The organism is Rugamonas aquatica (genome assembly GCF_009380215.1).
In the GTDB taxonomy this organism is placed as follows: domain Bacteria; phylum Pseudomonadota; class Gammaproteobacteria; order Burkholderiales; family Burkholderiaceae_D; genus Rugamonas; species Rugamonas aquatica_B.
On the sequence record NZ_WHUG01000001.1, the window covers coordinates 370,997 to 387,169 of the forward strand.

The 16,173-nt window shown below is 66.8% G+C and carries 11 protein-coding genes; 2 read left to right on the top strand and 9 right to left on the bottom strand.

Annotated features, from left to right (window positions below):
- Window positions 1-32: 32 nt before the first annotated feature.
- From GEV02_RS01690 to GEV02_RS01700, 3 genes are all read right to left on the bottom strand, one after another.
- The gene (locus GEV02_RS01690) at window positions 33-4,169 is read right to left on the bottom strand and encodes an EAL domain-containing protein (RefSeq protein ID WP_152836208.1); all 4,137 of its coding nucleotides are present in this window, start codon (window positions 4,167-4,169) and stop codon (window positions 33-35) included.
- Entirely contained in the window at window positions 4,169-5,350 is a 1,182-nt protein-coding gene (locus GEV02_RS01695) for an ABC transporter substrate-binding protein (protein WP_152836209.1), read from the bottom strand. Before GEV02_RS01695 ends, GEV02_RS01690 begins: the two co-directional genes overlap by 1 nt.
- A 119-nt stretch (window positions 5,351-5,469) precedes the next feature.
- Window positions 5,470-6,396 carry an ABC transporter substrate-binding protein gene (locus tag GEV02_RS01700; protein WP_328595688.1) on the bottom strand — a complete coding sequence of 309 codons (927 nt, stop codon included), beginning with the start codon at window positions 6,394-6,396 and terminating at the stop codon, window positions 5,470-5,472.
- A gap of 145 nt (window positions 6,397-6,541) precedes the next feature.
- On the opposite strand from GEV02_RS01700, the gene GEV02_RS01705 reads away from it, so the two are divergent.
- On the top strand, window positions 6,542-7,924 hold the full coding sequence (locus tag GEV02_RS01705) for an MATE family efflux transporter (RefSeq protein WP_152836210.1): 1,383 nt from the start codon (window positions 6,542-6,544) through the stop codon (window positions 7,922-7,924).
- Here GEV02_RS01705 and GEV02_RS01710 read toward each other — a convergent pair.
- Window positions 7,921-8,820 carry a LysR family transcriptional regulator gene (locus tag GEV02_RS01710; protein WP_152836211.1) on the bottom strand — a complete coding sequence of 300 codons (900 nt, stop codon included), beginning with the start codon at window positions 8,818-8,820 and terminating at the stop codon, window positions 7,921-7,923. The genes GEV02_RS01705 and GEV02_RS01710 overlap by 4 nt on opposite strands.
- 118 nt (window positions 8,821-8,938) lie before the next feature.
- Between GEV02_RS01710 and GEV02_RS01715 the strand changes: the two genes are divergently transcribed.
- Window positions 8,939-9,682 carry an SDR family oxidoreductase gene (locus GEV02_RS01715; RefSeq protein ID WP_152836212.1) on the top strand — a complete coding sequence of 248 codons (744 nt, stop codon included), beginning with the start codon at window positions 8,939-8,941 and terminating at the stop codon, window positions 9,680-9,682.
- A gap of 52 nt (window positions 9,683-9,734) precedes the next feature.
- Here GEV02_RS01715 and GEV02_RS01720 read toward each other — a convergent pair whose 3' ends face one another.
- From GEV02_RS01720 to GEV02_RS01740, 5 genes are all read right to left on the bottom strand, one after another.
- Window positions 9,735-10,145, bottom strand: a complete 411-nt coding sequence (locus GEV02_RS01720) for a type 2 periplasmic-binding domain-containing protein (protein ID WP_152836213.1) — start codon at window positions 10,143-10,145, stop codon at window positions 9,735-9,737.
- A gap of 10 nt (window positions 10,146-10,155) precedes the next feature.
- Entirely contained in the window at window positions 10,156-11,358 is a 1,203-nt protein-coding gene (locus GEV02_RS01725; RefSeq protein ID WP_152836214.1) for a hypothetical protein, read from the bottom strand.
- Window positions 11,359-11,632: 274 nt separating this feature from the next.
- Entirely contained in the window at window positions 11,633-12,073 is a 441-nt protein-coding gene (locus tag GEV02_RS01730; protein WP_152836215.1) for a carboxymuconolactone decarboxylase family protein, read from the bottom strand.
- Between the two features lie 111 nt (window positions 12,074-12,184).
- Window positions 12,185-12,466, bottom strand: coding sequence for a DUF1971 domain-containing protein (locus GEV02_RS01735; protein WP_152836216.1), 282 nt, complete (start codon window positions 12,464-12,466; stop codon window positions 12,185-12,187).
- A gap of 11 nt (window positions 12,467-12,477) precedes the next feature.
- Window positions 12,478-16,086, bottom strand: a complete 3,609-nt coding sequence (locus GEV02_RS01740) for a CHASE domain-containing protein (protein ID WP_152836217.1) — start codon at window positions 16,084-16,086, stop codon at window positions 12,478-12,480.
- Window positions 16,087-16,173: the final 87 nt, after the last annotated feature.

The following is a 16,173-nucleotide window of genomic DNA, read 5'->3' on the forward strand; positions in this document are numbered from 1 at the left end:
CTAGCCTGCCAGTTGTTGCTTATGTCTAAAAATCAGCAGATTCGCGCGGCGACTGTTGTAGGCGTGTCGATATGGCGACGGACCAGTTCGGCGAATTGGTCTGCCGGCACGGCCGGACTCAGGTAGAAGCCTTGCAGCAGATCGCATTCGCGGGCCTTGAGAAATTGCAGCTGGGCCTCGGTCTCCACGCCCTCGGCCACCACCTCCAGGCGCAGGCTGTGCGCCAGCGCGATGATGGCGCTGATGATGGCGGCATCGTCGGCATCCTGCGGCACGTCGCGCACGAAGGAGCGGTCGATCTTGATGATGTCGACCGGGAAGCGCTTCAGGTAAGACAGCGAGGAGTAGCCGGTGCCGAAGTCGTCGATCGACAGGCGCACGCCCAGCGAGTGCAGGCGGTGCAGCGCGGCCAGCGTGTCCTGGGCGTTTTCCATCAGCGTGCTTTCGGTGATCTCGAGCTCCAGCAGGTCCGGCGGCAAGCCGGTGTCGGCCAGCACGGCTTCGACCGAGGCGGTGAAATCCTTTTGCAGCAGCTGGCGCACCGACAGGTTGACCGCCACCCGCATCGGCGGCAGGCCGGCGCAGATGAACTGCTGCAACTGGGCGCAGGCGGTGCGCAGCACCCAGTCGCCCAGCGGGTTGATCAGGCCGGTTTCCTCGGCCAGCGGGATGAAGTCCACCGGCGCGATCATGCCGCGCGTCGGATGGCGCCAGCGCACCAGCGCCTCCATGCCGATGATCTTGCCGCTGGCCAGGCAGGCTTGCGGCTGGTAATAGACTTCCAGCTGGTGCTGCTGTTCCATGGCGCGGCGCAGGTCGCTCTCCAGCCGCACGTGCTCGGAAATCGAATGCTCCATCGACGCTTCGTAGAACTGGAAGCCGGAGTTGGTGCGCTTGGCGCGGTACATGGCGCTGTCGGCGTGCTTGACCAGCGTGGCGACGTCGCCGCCGTCGTGCGGGTACATGGCGATGCCGACGCTGGCGGTGACGAAGATGTCGTGGCCGTCGATAGGGAAGGGCGCCGACAGCACGCGCACGATGTTGTGGGCGGCGGTGGCGGCCGCGGCCGGGCTGTCGAGTTCGTTGAGGACGACGGTGAATTCGTCGCCGCCCAGGCGGGCCACGGCGTCGTCGGCGCGCACGGTGTGGCGCACGCGCTGGGCCACGGCTTGCAGCAGGCGGTCGCCGACGTCGTGGCCGAGGTTGTCGTTGACGTATTTGAAGCGGTCCAGGTCCATGAACAGCACGGCGACCTGCTGGCCGTTGCCGGCGTGACGGGCCTGCTCGATGCTGGCGGCCAGCAGCTCGAAGAACAGCGTGCGGTTGGGCAGGTTGGTCAGCACATCGTTGTAAGCCAGGTGGCGGATGCGCTTCTCGGCGCGGTTGGCCTCGATGATGCGGCGCACCCGCTGCGACAGCACGGCGTAGTGGATCGGTTTCGGAATGTAGTCGCTGGCGCCGGCGGCGAACGCGCGCTCGACCGAGGAATTATCCTGCAGCGCGGTAATCATCAGCACCGGCACGGCGCCGGCGTTGGGCAGTTCCTGCATGCGGGCGCAGGCGGTGAAGCCGTCCATCACCGGCATCATCGCGTCCATCAGGATCACGTCGGGCTGGAAGCGGGCCAGCATGGCCAGCGCCTGCGCGCCGTCGGCCGCTTCTTCGACGCGGAAGCCGTCGCGCTGCAAGGTGTGGCGCAGCGTGCTGCGGGTGCTGCGGTCGTCGTCGACCACCAGCACTTGCGGGCGGTCGTCGCCGGTCTGCGGAATGACCGGGGCGGCGTCGCTGATCTCGGCGTGCAGGAAGGCGGCCAGCGCTTCGTAGTGGGCGCGCAGCGGCGCCAGCAGCGGTTCGATCTGCTCGGGTTGATTTTCGGCGGCGAAGTGCTCGGCCTGCTGCGCCAGCTGGGCCAGCGTTTCGGCGCCGAAGTTGCCGGACGAGCCCTTGAGCGCGTGGGCGCGGGCGCGGGCCGTGTGCATGTCGCGGGCTTGCACCGCTTGTTCCAGTTCGTCCAGGCAGGCCGGGGTGTCTTCCAGGTAGGGCGTGACGGCGTGCGGCAGCGTGTCGCCCAGTACTTCGCGCAGCTTGTCGAACACGGCCGGGTCGACCGGGCAGGGGATGCCGGCGCCGCGCGGCGCGGCGGCGTAGGACTGGGCCGGCGCGGCCTGCGGGGCGGGCGTGCCGAGCGGCAGCCATTTCTCCAGCTTGTGGCGCAGCTCGACCAGCGTGATCGGCTTGGCCAGGTAATCGTCCATGCCGGCGGCCAGGCATTTCTCGGCGTCGCCGACCTGGGTGTTGGCGGTCATCGCCACCAGCGGCGTGCGCCGGCCCATGGCCAGCTCGGCCAGGCGGATGTGGGCCGTGGCTTCGTAGCCGTCCATCTCCGGCATGCTGCAATCCATCAGGATCAGGTCGAAGCGCTCGCGCTGGGCGGCGCGCACGGCTTCGACGCCGTCGGCCGCGAATTCGCAGACGCAGCCGTTCATCGCCAGCATGCCGGCGGCGACCATCTGGTTGGTGCGGTTGTCTTCGGCCACCAGCACGCGGAACTGGCGCTCCGGCTCGGCGGCGGCCGGGCTCAGGGCCGGGGTCAGCGACGGCACCGGCAGCGGCGCGGCCGATGGCGCGGCGGTTGGCGGGCGCATCGGCAGCGGCGGGCCCGCCACCTGTTGCTGCGCCGGACGGCACAGGATGGAGAAGGTGAAGGTGGTGCCACGGCCGGCTTCGCTGTCGACGCCGATGCGGCCGCCCAGCAGCTCGACCAGCTGCTTGCAGATGGCCAGGCCCAGGCCGGTGCCGCCGTAGCGGCGCGTGGTGCTCGGGTCGGGCTGCACATAGGCTTCGAATAGGTGGCGGCGCACTTCTTCGCTCATGCCGATGCCGGTGTCGCGCACTTCGAAGCCGAGGCCGAAATCGGCGCCCGGCAGCAGCGTGACGGCGACCGCCACTTCGCCACGGTCGGTGAACTTGATGGCGTTGCCGATCAGGTTGATGAGGATCTGGCGCAGGCGCAGCGAATCGCCGGCGATGCGGGACGGCACGTCGGGCGCGATGGTCCAGTTCAGGGCCACGCCTTTCTGCTGGGCCGGACGGGCCACCAGTTCGGTCACTTCGGACAGCAGGGTGCCGAGGCAGAATTCGGTTTCCTCCAGCTTGAGCTTGCCCGCTTCCATCTTGGAGAAATCTAGGATGTTGTTAATCAGCGCGATCAGCGTGCGCGAGGAATTCCAGGCGACGTCGACGAACTCCTGCTGGCGCTGGGTGAGGCGGGTTTCCTTCAGCATGTCGAGCATGCCGACCACGCCGTTGAGCGGCGTGCGCACCTCGTGGCTGACGGTGGCGGCGAACTGCGCCTTCATCTGCGCCATGTTGACGGCGGCGTCGCGCGAGTCCTTCAGTTCGGCCTCGCGCTGCTCCAGCACGTTCATCATCTGGTTGAAAGCGTGCGCCATCTCGATCAGGTCGCGTGGGCCGGCCGGCGCGGCGCGCATGCCCGACTCGCCCGATTCGGCGCGGCGCATCAGCGTCGACAGTGCGTTGAGCGGATTAATCATGTGGCGCGTCAGCAGGCGGCCCAGCACCAGCAGCACCACGGCGAAAGACAAGGTCAGCGCCAGGTTGCCCAGCAAGAGCGACCAGGTCAGCTGCTTGAGCGTGTTCTTGGCGATCTGCACGTGGACGTAGCCCAGCAACTGTTGCTGGTGTTCCTGCAGTTCGAACGGCGACGCTTCGCTCTGGCCGCCGTAGACCGGCGCGGCGAACAGCCAGCCGTCGGCGGTTTCGCCGACCAGGCCGGCGTGGGCGGGCACCGCCCTGGACAGATTGGCTTCGTCCAGCCTGGCGCCATCGACCACCTTGGACAGCAGCACCTTGCGCTTGGCGTCCATGATTTGCAGCGCCGCCACGTCGGGGAAGGACAGCGTGGAGTTGACCACTTCACGCGCATTCTCGGACGAGTGGAACAGCAGCGCAAGCGTGCTCTGCCGCGCCAGGTTGTCGGCGATGCGCTGGCCCTGTTCGATGAAATAGTCGCGCATGCGCGCATTGGCTTCCCACGAATTCATCAGCGCGGAAAACACGGCCAGCCCGAGAATCGCGCCGGAGACGATGACGGTGAGCTGGCGCTGGAAACCGGTGCGGCGTAAGAAGTTGCGGACTATGTTAATCATCAGGGCTGCGGGTAGACGAAATCGAAACTGCGCTGTTGCAATGCGCCCAGGTTGAGACCGATGTGGCTGGCCGTGCGGAGGTTGATGGCCGTCTGTAGTTCGCGCAGCGGCACCAGCGCGCGGCGGCGCACGTCGCCGGCGATCACGCCCAGCGCCGACGCTGCCAGCGTGCGGCCCAGCTCGACGTTGTCCGGCACCATGGCGAACAGCGCGCCTTTCTTCACGTGCAGCACGTTGCTGGAGAATAGCGGCACGCCGCTGTTCCACGATTCGCGCAGCACCAGCGGCAGGATGGTGCTTTCCTCGACGGTGGTGCTGTCGTGCGGCAGCCAGACGGCGTCGTGGCGGTTGTCGGCGGCGGCGATCAGCTGCGGATACAGCTGGGCGGCGCGGGCCAGGTCACCGGCCACGTGGGCTTGCAGCTCCAGTCCCTGCGCCTTGGCCGCTTCGCGCGCCAGTTTGACCAGCCATTCGGACTTCTGCGGGTTGTAGACCACGATCACGCGCTTGAGTTCCGGCAGCAGCGCGCGCAGGCGCGAGAACAGCATGGCCGGATCGGGCGTCATGCTGATGCCCATCACGTTCTCGGCATCGGACAGCAGCAGCACGCCGCCGGCCAGCACGGCGATCTCGCGGTCCAGCCCGGCGGTGGCGTTCAAGCCCTGGCGGCCCAGCGCGATCACCACCTTGGTGCCGTTGCGCTTGAGCGTGGCGTTCAGCTCGGCGGTATCGACCCTGGGATCGACCGGGTAGCTGCGCACCTTGAGCTTGGTGCGCTCCTCGATGCCCTGGATCATGGCGATGAAGGCGGAGCGGAACGGTTCTTCGACGTTGGGGTAGACCACGGCGATGGTGCCCTTGCCGATGGAGGCTTGCAATTCGGGGCGGCGCAACTGGTCTTCCAGCTGGGCCAGGGTGACGGGGCGCACGTCGGCGCGCAGCGGCGATGGCGCCGGCAATGGGGTTGGCAACTGAGGAGGCAACTGAAGCGGCGACTGCGGCGCCGAGACCAGCGGCGAGGCGGGCTCGACCAGCATGCCGCCATGGGCGACGCCGGCGCTGACCAGCGCGATGCTGGACGGGATCACGCCGCCGCCAGCCTGGGCCGCGCTGGCAACGCTCGCCAGCAGCAGGGCGCCGGCGCGTCTCAAACGCCGTGGATTGATTGTTGTGTTTTTCATCAGACTATCTTTACTGCACTTCTACAGCGGCGCCAGGAATGGCGTTGTTAAGATGCTTTCATAGTATAAGCTGAGAATTTGCAATTCGGAAAGAATATCGGCTGATGGCGGGCTGGTCCCTAGGGTTCGGGGAAGACGGCGTCGAAGCTCCGTTGTTGGCTGGAGACAAGATTGAGTCCGATGTGGCTGGCGGTGCGGGAATTGAGCGCGCTGCGCACCGCCCGCAATGGCGAGACGCCGCGCTTGGGCTGCTCGCCGTTCTGCATCGCCAGCGCCAGCGCGGCGAGGTCGCGGCCCAGCTGCACATTGTTGGGATACATGCCGAACAGCACACCTTTCTTGACGTGCAGCACGCTGCTGGAGAACACCGGCACATTGCGGCTCCACGACTCCTTCAGCACCAGCGGCAGGATGGTGGTTTCCTCGACGGTGGTGCTGTCCTGCGGCAGCCACAGCGCGTCGCGGTGGCCGTCGGCGGCGGCCAGCTGGGTTTCGTAGGCGCGGGCGGCGCCGGCCAGGTCGGACGCTTCCAGCGCGGCCAGCTCCAGCCCGAGGCCACGGGCGGCCTCACGGGCCAGGCGGATCTGCGCTTCGTTGACGGCCGGGTTGTAGACCACGATCACGCGGCGTATGCCGGGCAGCAGGTTTTTCAGCATGGTGAACAGCAGGGCGGGATCGGGCGTCAGGCTGATGCCGCTGAGGCGCTCGGCGTCCGGCGACGGGCCGACGCCGCCGACCACCACGGCCTGCGCCGGATCCAGCGCACCGGCCGCCTTCAAGCCCTGGCGGCCGAGGGCGATCACCACCTTGCCGTTCTTGAGCATGTTGCGCAGTTCGCTCAGGTCGCTGGCGGGCGTCAGCGCGATCGCGCGCGGCCGTGCCTTGGATTGTTCCTCGATGCCCTGGAGGATTTCGGCGAACACCGTGCGATAGGGATCGCCGATGTCGGGATACAACACCGTCAGCGACTGGGCGCAGGCCGTCCCGCCGAGTAAGCTCAGCAGCAAGACCAGCAGACGGGCAACGACGCAAATGGTGAATCGCACAATGATAGTCGCGGCTATGTAAGAACAGCGGAAGTGTATCCTTTGCTAACGATTCTACCTCCATAGATAATTTCAATGTAGGGCATGAAAGCGCTTCCAGTTGATATAAACTAAGATTCTTGCAACACATATTTAACATTGATCCATGCCCGCCTCCAAAACGCCGATCCGCACGCCGCCCATGTTCAACCTCGCCTGGCCTTTGCTGGTCGAGCTGGGGCTGGCGATTGCTTCGAGCGTCATCGGCACGGCGCTGGCGTCGCGCATTTCCGACGCGGCCGGCGGCGCCTTCGCCATCGCCAGCCAGGTGTCGGCCACGCTGTTCATCCTGTTCCGCATCATCGGCGCCGGCGTCAGCGTGGTGGTGACGCAGAACCTGGGTGGCGGCCAGCGGGCGGCGGCCGACCGCGTGGCCTGCGCGGTGGTCGGCGCCAGCACGTGGCTGGGCGTCGTCACCGGCCTGATGGCGCTGCTGGGAGCGCACGGCGTGCTGCATCTGCTGAACGCGCCGGCCGAAGTGCTGCCGCTGGCGGCGCCGTTCCTGCAGGCGCTGGCGCCGGCCATGCTGCTCGATGCCTGGAACGCCTCGATGGCCAGCGTGATGCGCGCCCACTTGCGCACGCGGGATACGCTGGTGGTGCTGGTCATCATGCACGTCAGCCACCTGGCGCTGGCGCTACCGCTGATGCACGGCTGGGGCCCGATACCCGCCATGGGCTTGCCCGGTTACGCGGTGGCGCTGGCGGTCAGCCGCGCGATCGGCCTGGCGCTGCACCTGCTGATGTGGCGCGTGCACCTGCACATCCGCGTGGCACGCGACGACTGGTGGCGCCTGCCGCGCCGCGAACTGGGCGCGGTGCTGCACATCGGCCTGCCCGGCGCGGCCGAGAATATCGCCTGGCGCCTGGCCTTCATGGTCAGCGTGGCGACGGCGGCGGAACTGGGCGCGAGGTCGCTGGCGACGCAAGCCTATGTGCTGCAGCTGATGGGCGGCGTGATGATGTTCAGCATCGCCACCGGACTGGCGGTGGAAATCGTGGTCGGTTATCTGATCGGCGCGGGGCGGCTGCGCGAGGCGCATGGCGTGGTGCGGCGTTCGCTGGCGCGCGGGCTGGTGGTGTGCGTGCTGATCGCCGCGTGCGCCGCGCTGCTGGGCCGTTGGCTATTGGGCTGGTTTACGCAGGACCAGGAGATCATCGCGGCCGGCGCTACGCTGTTGTGGATCACCGTGATTCTGGAGCCGGGCCGCACCTTCAACCTGGTGGTAATCAACGCGCTGCGCGCCGCCGGCGACGCGCGCTTTCCCGTCATGGCGGGCGCCTTGTCGATGCTGCTGGTGCTGGCCGGCGGCAGCTGGCTGCTGGGCGTGGTGCTGGGCTGGGGCTTGCCCGGCGTGTGGATCGCCTACGCCGCCGATGAATGGATACGCGGACTGATTATGTGGCGCCGCTGGCAAACGCACGCCTGGGTGCCGCACGCGCGCGCCTCGCGCAAGCGGCTGCGCCCCGTGATCGTGGTCGAAGGCTAGGCCAGTTCGGCAAAGCGCCCGGCGATCCAGTCGATGAACACGCGCACGCGGTTGCTCAGGTGGCGGTTGGGCGGATAGACCACGTGGAACGGGTAGGGCGCCGGCTGCCAGCTTTTCAGGATGGGCACCAGCGCGCCGCTGGCGATGTGGTCGCGGGCGATATAGTCGAAAGTCTGGATCACGCCCAGTCCCGCCAGCGCCGCCGCGAAGTGGGCGTTGCTCTCGTTGATGCCGATGGCGTGGCGCGGCCGTATCTCCAGCCTCTGGCCGGCGCGCGCGAAGCTGGCCGGCACCGGCCGCCCGCTGCGGGCGGACAGATAATTGATGAAGCGGTGTTCGCCCTCCAGTTCCGACGGATGGCGCGGCGTGCCATGCGCCGCCAGATAGTCCGGCGCGGCGCAGGTGATCCACGCCGTCTTGCCGATCGGCCGCGCCACCAGCGACTGGTCGGTGATGACGCCGCCGCGTATCACGCAATCGACGTTGTCGCTGATGAGATCCACATGGCGGTCGCTGACGCCCAGATCGAGCTGGATGCCGGGATAGCGTTCGAGGAATTCCGGCAGTGCCGGCACGATGATGCGGCTGGCCACCGAGGAGCCGGTATCCACGCGCAGATGGCCGCGCGGCGTGCCGTGGGCGGCGCCGAAGCTGTTGTCGATGTCGCCGAGATCCTTGATGAACCGCGTGGCCTTGTCGTAGTACAGGGCGCCGTCTTCCGTGACGGCGACATGGCGCGTGGTCCGCTGCAGCAGGCGCACGCCCAGGTGCGCCTCCAGCGACTGCACCAGCTTCGTCACCGTGGCCTTGGGCATCTGCAGCGAATCCGCCGCCTTGGTAAAGGTTCCCGCTTCCACCACGCGGGCGAAGGTGCGCATTGCCAATAGCTGATCCATGATTCCTCCTGTTTTTGATTATACACACAGGGGAATAAAGCATTCGTTTCTAGCTACTTTATCGAACAATGATCCGGCCTTAAAGTGGCTGCACTCAACTCACTTTATGGAGCAGATCATGAAACTTCAAGGCAAAGTAGCACTCGTCACCGGCGGCACCTCGGGCATCGGCCTGGCAACGGCGCAGGAGTTTGCGCGGCAGGGCGCCACCGTCTACATCACCGGCCGCCGCCAGCCGGAACTCGACGCGGCGGTCGACGCCATCGGCCATGGCGCCATCGGTGTGCGGGCGGACAGCGCCAACCTGGCGGACCTGGACCGGGTGTATGTGGAAATCGGCCGCCGCTCCGGCCAGCTGGATATCCTGTTCGCCAACGCCGGCGGCGGCGACATGCAGCCGCTGGGCGCGATCACCGAAGAGCATTTCGACCGCATCTTCGGCACCAACGTGCGCGGCACCGTGTTCACCGTGCAGAAGGCGCTGCCGCTGTTGAAGGACGGCGCGTCGGTGATCCTGTCCGGTTCGACGACGACGGTGCAGGGCACGGAGAACTTCAGCGTCTACAGCGCCAGCAAGGCGGCGGTGCGCAACTTCGCCCGTTCCTGGCTGCTGGACCTGAAGCCGCGCGGCATCCGCGTCAACGTCATCAGCCCCGGCCCGGTGGCCACGCCGGGTTTGGCCGGGCTGGTGCCGGCCGAGCATGTGGACGGGCTGTATGGCCACCTGGCCAGCCTGGTGCCGATGGGGCGCCTGGGCGACCCGGCGGAAATCGCCAAGGGCGTGCTGTTCCTGGCCTCCGCCGACAGCAGCTTCGTGAACGGCATCGAGCTGTTCGTCGACGGCGGCGTCGCGCAGATCTGAGCATAAAAAAAGCGCCGGGAAAACCCGGCGCCTTTGCCTGCAGCGGTGCGGCTTACTGCACCGTGAGGATCACCTTGACGGTGTCGTCCACCGCCGATTTCTCGATGTAGCCGATGGCCTGCGGATCTGCCGCCACGGCCTTCTTCACCTCGGCGCTGGAGCCCATCTCCTTCGGTGCGCTGGCCTTGCCGGTAAATACCAGCTTGGACCAGATGGCCTTGACCTGCGTGGAGTCCTTGTCCAGCACTTTTTTATAGAACTCGTTGCGCAGCGGGCCGTCGGTGTGTTCGATCGGCGTGAACAGCGTCGATTTACCAAGGAAGAACTGGGCCGCCTGTTCGCTGAACATGCGCGTGGCCGGATTCTTCGGGCTGACGATGACGACGATTTCCGCCGCGAACACAGGGGCCGCAGCCAGCCATACGCCTGCTGCCAGCAGCATTTTTCCGATAGTCGTTTTCATATGGTTCTCCTTAGAAGACGAAATCGATGGCGGCGGCGTACACGTTCACGGTGCTGCCCGCAAACCCCGGTTTGGGATTGAGGAAGTAGCCCGCGCCGTCGCGCGTTTTGATGCGGTCCATCTGCACCTTGAACGCGGCCGATTTGTAGAAGTCCCAGCGCACGCCGATGCCGGTGGTCGATTGCAGACCGGCCTTGATGGCGGCATTGGTACCGGCGGTCAGCGCGGCCAATGGGCCGGCGGTCGGCATCGACGCGAAGTCGCGGATGCTGTCCTGTTTGACGTCGCCGTGCACGATGTACGGCACGAACTTGCCGTAGCGGTAGCCCATCATGACGTACCACGAGCTGGTGTCCTGCACCAGGCGCGATTCGGTCTTGCGCTTGGCGTATTCGGCCTGGCCGATGATGTTGTTGTAGTCCATCGTGATGCCGGCCGACGTGAAGGTGCCCTTGATGTCGGTGAGCTTGAGTTCATTCGCCACCGAGGTCAGGCCGACCTTGTTCAGCGTGCCGACCAGGCCAGTCAGGCTGGCGTTGTCGAACAGGCCGAACGTGGCCTGCGAGCGGCCCAGGCGATAGGTGAACGGGCCATTCTCGACCACCAGCTGGGTGGAGATCACCGGCTTGAATTCGACGTAGTAATTGCCCGGCGAGCGCACCTTGGTGCGGCCGACCGCCGCCTGCGCGGTCACGGTGGTGTCGCCGAAGCTGTGCTGGTAGGTGACGTCGCCGCCGTCGGCGTTGTCGGCCGTGACCTGGCGATACACCTCATTGGGCGGGCGCAGCATGGTGTTGGCGTAGCCGACGTTGCGCACGTCGGAGATCATGTACACCGGCAGGCCGATGCGGCCCACGCGCAGCGAGAAATCGTCATTGAGCTTGAACTTGGCGAAAGCCCATGCCAGCTCGGCGCCGAACTGGTCGTTGTTGCCGTTCTTGCGGACCAGACCCTGTGCGGTGAACGAGACGGTGTCGCTCCACTTGGCGGTGGCCTGGATGCCGAGATTCGAATCGACGCCAGGGCGGGCATGCTTGGTCACGCCGGATGCCTGGTTGACGCGGTTGAATTCCGCCTGATCGGAGTTGGACATCGTCAGGGCGCCGGTGCCGAAACCGCTGACGGTGATCGGCATGCCGTCCTGCGCATGGGCAGTGGTGGCTAAGGCGCTGAGGACTGCTAAGGCTGTAATCGCAAGCTTGGGTTGTTTCATCGTGTACCCCTCCGTTAGTTGATGGCGGCGTTATAAGTTGTTTTGTGCGCCTTATTTAGTGTGGCCCGGGGAGGAGTACTTGTGGGTCTTTTTGTACGGAAATGTCACAATTGCGTTGTGCAGAGGCAACAAATTGCAAGATGGAAGCGCTATCATGTGATGCAAACGGCAAGCTTGCCTAAAGGATGTGCTTGATCTACAGAGGGTATTTGGCGACGGCCGGCGCGTGTTGTCCAAGACAGCCATGACACAATTTGCGCCGGCCTTGGGCCGTTTACAGGGCAGGAATTTTGCGGAAGCCGACGCCCAGGCGGTTCCATGAGTTGATGGTATTGATGACCAGTGTCAGGTCCACTTGCTCCTTGGGCGAGAAGTGGGCTTGCAGCCTTTCGTAGTCGGCGTCCGGCGCGTGGGTGAGGGACAGCTGGGTCAGCGCCTCGGTCCAGGCCAGCGCCGCCTGTTCGCGTTCGGTGAAGAACGGCGTCTCGCGCCAGGCGGCCACGCCGTGCATGCGGCGGTCCGACTCGCCTGCCTTGCGGGCGTCGGTGGTGTGCATGTCGATGCAGAAGGCGCAGCCGTTGATCTGCGAGCTGCGCAGCTTGACCAGCTCCAGCAGCGATGGCTCCAGGCCCAGTTTATTGACCGCGACTTCCAGCGCGATCATGGCTTTCATGGCGTCGGGGGAGGCGGTGTAGAAGTCGGTACGTGCGTTCATGATGGTCTTCCTTCAATGTGGTGGGTGAATGAAGCCATTGTAGGAGGCCAATCGCCGGTCAAGAGAGACCAATCCGGACTGAAAACGCCAGTCCATTGCGGCGCGCCGGCGCTAGCGATGGAAGTCGACCTGGAAGCGTACCGGCCCGACCACCTGTACTTCGTGTTCGATGCGCGGCTCGACCACGCCGGGGTGGTCCGGCGTGAGCAGCACTTCTTCGGCCGGTTGCGACGGGTCGGTGATGCGGTACAGCAGACTGCCTTCCAATATCGTGATGCGGCCCCACACGCCGGCGGCGGTGGTGTGGCTGCGTTGCAGCGCGGCGGGCACGGTGTGTTCGGTGAAGACAGGACTGCTTTTGTAATGGCTGACGGTACCGGGAATGGTTTTCATGAAGGTCCTTCCTAGCGGCCGGCATCCGCGCGCTGGGCGGCGGGCAGGTTGCGGGCTATCGCGCGCAGCATCTGCTCGATATCGATAGGCTTGGCGATGAAATCGTTCATGCCGGAGGCGATGCACTGCTCACGCTCGGACAGCATGACGCCGGCCGTCATGGCCAGCACCGGCAGCTCCAGTTTAAGTTCGCTGCGTATCCGGGCGGTGGCTTCGAAGCCGTCCATCTCGGGCATCTGCACGTCCATCAGCACCAGGTCGTAGCGGTGGGCGTCGGTGCGCAGCAGGTCGAGCGCGGCGCGGCCGTTGTCGACCGATTCGATGCTGGCGCCGGCGTGGGACAACATGCTCTGGGCGACCAGCTGGTTGATCGGGTTGTCCTCCACCAGCAGGATGCGCACGCCGTCGATGCGCACGCCGGCCGGGGCGCCCGCTTCGGCGCCCGGACTGGCGCTGGCGACGACAGGCGCCTTGTTCAGCGCCAGCTGCAAGGTTTCGTTCAGGCGGGCCATGGTGACGGGCTTGAGCAGCACCGCATTGGCCGCCTCGGCGCCCTCGGTGTGCAGCAGCTTGCCCTGGCCGAAGGCGCTGACCATCAGGATCACGGCGGGGCAGTTATCCGGCATGGCGGCGCGGATCGCCTGCATGGTATCGAGGCCGTTCATGCCGGGCATGTCCCAGTCGACCAGCACCGCGTCGTAGCGGGCGGCGGAGCGCAGCAGCGACAGCGCCTGTTCGCCGCTGCCGGCACGGTCGCTGCTCCAGCCGCGCGCGCCGATGGTGCGGCACAGATAATCGGCGCCGACCGGGTCGTCGTCGATCACCAGCAGGTGCTGGGACGGCAGCTGCGCGCCTTGCGGCGGCGGCTCGTCGGCGCGTTGCAGCGGCACGGTCAGCGTGAAGGCGCTGCCGGCGCCGGAGGTGCTCTGGACTTCGATGGCGCCGCCCATCAGCGCGGCGATGCGGCGCGAGATCACCAGTCCCAGTCCGGTGCCGCCGAAACGGCGCGTCATCGAGGCGTCGGCCTGCGAGAACGGCGCGAACAACTGCGCCAGCTGATCGGGCGGGATGCCGATGCCGCTGTCGCGCACCGTGAAGCGCAGCGTGGCGGTGCTGGCCGCGCCGCCGTCGCCGACGCGCTCGACCAGCACGGACACCGATCCCCTCTCGGTGAACTTGATGGCGTTGCCGACCAGGTTGATGAGGATTTGCTGCAGCCGGTGGCCGTCGCCCAGCAGCGACTGCGGCACGTCGGCTTCGACGCCGATGGCCAGCTCCAGGTCTTTCTCGCCGGAGTTGACGGTCATGATGGTGGCGATGGCTTCCAGCACGGCCTGCAGCTGGAACGGCGCCGGCGCCAGCTCCATGCGGCCCGCCTCGATCTTGGAGAAGTCCAGCACGTCGTTGAGGATGCTGAGCAGCGAATTGCCGGACGACCGTATCATCTTCAGATACTTCTGCTGGTCGGGCGAGAGCGAGGTGTTGTTCAACAGGTGCGTCATGCCCAATACGGCGTTGAGCGGGGTGCGGATTTCATGGCTCATGTTGGCGACGAATTCGGACTTGGCGCGGCTGGCCGCCTCCGCCAGGTCGCGCGCGACGATCAGCGAGCTTTCCGATTCGCGCAGCGCGGAGGTCTTTTCCTCGGCCAGCGCGGAGGCATAGGCCTGGCGCGCCGTCAGCGCCCGCACCACGCCGAAGAACAACAGGCTGATGATGGCGCCGGCCAGCAGCACGATGTGCGACTTCTGGCGGTCGATGGAGTTCTCGAACGCCGGCAGCGATGTGAAGCGCAGCGTCCACCGGTGGTGCAGCAGCACCAGTGGCGCCGTACGCAGATAGGGATTGGGGTACAGCAGGCTGTCGCCGTCGCTGCGCCTGCTGCTGGCGTACAGGCGGGCGTCGGGCGCTGCGTCCTTGCCGTCGAAGATCTCCAGCTGGATCGCCTGGTCGGCGGGGCCCAGCAGGCCGGCCATCATGTCGCTGGCCCGAATCGGGCTGTAGGAGTAGCCCTGCAGCGCGGCCATGCGCTGCTCGGATGTCAGCACGGCGCCCGGCGCGGCGGGCTTGCGGTAGATCGGGAAGTACATCAGGAAGCCGGGCTGGCCCTCGCCGCTGCCGTTCTGCACCAGTGTCACTTTGGCCGACAACACCGGCTCGCCGGTGCGCGCGGCCTCCATCAGCGCAGCGCGGCGGATAGGCTCGGACATCATGTCGTAGCCGAAGGCGCGCAGGTTCTGGCCCTGGAACGGTTCCAGGTACAGCACCACGGTCGACATATCGCCCAGGTTCTCTCCCGGCCGCGACCAGACGCGGAAATCGGGATGGCCCTGGCTGCGCACCAGCGCCGTCAGCGCGTCGCGGCCGGCGGCCGGCACCAGCGCGCCGTAGCCCAGTCCCAGCACGCCGGGGAAGCTGTGCTGCAGGTCCAGCGCGTCGGCGAAGTCGCGCCACTGCGCGCGCGTGGGCTGCGGCTCGGCGTTGAACAGCGCCCGCGCGCCGCGCAGGCCCGACTCGTACAAGTCCATGCGGCTGGCGATGCGTTCGGCGATGTCGCCGCATTCGGTGTCGAACTGCTCGCGCGCGCGGCGCTCGGTGCTCAGCGCCACCAGGTGCCAGACCACCACCGTCAGGCCGACGCCGATCAGCAGCGTGGCCCATTGTGCGGCGCTGTGGCCGCGCACCGCGCTGTTCATGCGCTGCCGCTCGCTGGCGTCGGCGCACAGCACCATGCCAATCAGGCTGCACAACACGACGAAGCTGTCGAGCGCGATCAGCGCGTCGTTCAGCGTGCCCACCGCGAACGGCCCCAGGCCGCGGATGGTGCACCACACCGCGCCGCTCGCCACCGCCAGGCACGCCAGGCTGGCGCCGCGCAAGCCGTGGCGGTACGAGGCCCAGCCCACGCACAGCATGAAGATGTAGGGCAGCCAGCCCAGGCCATCGCCGGCGGTGTAGCGGCGGCCGAAGATCCAGGCGATCAGCGCGGCCAGCGCGGCCAGCGACAGCAAGGCTTCCAGCGCGCCGGCCAGTCCCCAGCGCGGACGGCGCCAGGCCAGGATCGCCGGCGCCACCATCAGCACGCCGGCGATGTCGCCGACCCACCAGGTCAGCGCGACGGTGCCATAGGCGCCGACCGGCACCACGCCGCCGATCACCAGCGTGGTGCTGCCGATGCCGGCGCTCAGCACGCACATGGCCAGGGCGATCATCGCGAATTTGTAGACATCCTGCAGTTGGCTGAGCGGCCGCGCGCTGTCGGTGTAGCGCCGCATCAGCCATGCGCCGGCCAGCGCCTCCAGCGTGTTACCGACGGCGATCAGCAGCGAGGCCGTCACCAGGCCGGTGTTCAGCGGCAGGCCGTTGGCGGTGAAGGTGGACAGGTTGGCGGCCAGCGCGCCAAGCAGGATGGCCGGCCAGGTCCGGTAACCCAGCAGCAGAACGGCGGCGAAGGCGATGCCGGACGGCGGCCACACCGGCGTGGCGTTGGTATGGGCGAAGGCCAGCATCAGGCTGGCGTTGGCGACCAGGTAGTAGCAGGCGGTGAGCAGCACCAGCGCCAGCGGCGCGGGGCCCGAGTGGGGTGCTGGCGGATTGTCCGATTTGGAGCCTGCTCGCATAACAGATAACCAGGTTGTCTGGATGGCAATCACTATAACCCGAAAAGCGGCGGAGCTGGGTGTCGCGCGCGCCGCAGTGGCGTGATA

What these genes read in the sequence shown, in the direction of transcription:
- GEV02_RS01690 (WP_152836208.1), bottom strand. Translation starts at nt 4,169, where the DNA reads ATGATTAACATAGTCCGCAACTTCTTACGCCGCACCGGTTTCCAGCGC.
- GEV02_RS01695 (WP_152836209.1), bottom strand. Translation starts at nt 5,350, where the DNA reads ATGAAAAACACAACAATCAATCCACGGCGTTTGAGACGCGCCGGCGCC.
- GEV02_RS01705 (WP_152836210.1), top strand. Translation starts at nt 6,542, where the DNA reads ATGCCCGCCTCCAAAACGCCGATCCGCACGCCGCCCATGTTCAACCTC.
- GEV02_RS01710 (WP_152836211.1), bottom strand. Translation starts at nt 8,820, where the DNA reads ATGGATCAGCTATTGGCAATGCGCACCTTCGCCCGCGTGGTGGAAGCG.
- GEV02_RS01715 (WP_152836212.1), top strand. Translation starts at nt 8,939, where the DNA reads ATGAAACTTCAAGGCAAAGTAGCACTCGTCACCGGCGGCACCTCGGGC.
- GEV02_RS01720 (WP_152836213.1), bottom strand. Translation starts at nt 10,145, where the DNA reads ATGAAAACGACTATCGGAAAAATGCTGCTGGCAGCAGGCGTATGGCTG.
- GEV02_RS01725 (WP_152836214.1), bottom strand. Translation starts at nt 11,358, where the DNA reads ATGAAACAACCCAAGCTTGCGATTACAGCCTTAGCAGTCCTCAGCGCC.
- GEV02_RS01730 (WP_152836215.1), bottom strand. Translation starts at nt 12,073, where the DNA reads ATGAACGCACGTACCGACTTCTACACCGCCTCCCCCGACGCCATGAAA.
- GEV02_RS01735 (WP_152836216.1), bottom strand. Translation starts at nt 12,466, where the DNA reads ATGAAAACCATTCCCGGTACCGTCAGCCATTACAAAAGCAGTCCTGTC.
- GEV02_RS01740 (WP_152836217.1), bottom strand. Translation starts at nt 16,086, where the DNA reads ATGCGAGCAGGCTCCAAATCGGACAATCCGCCAGCACCCCACTCGGGC.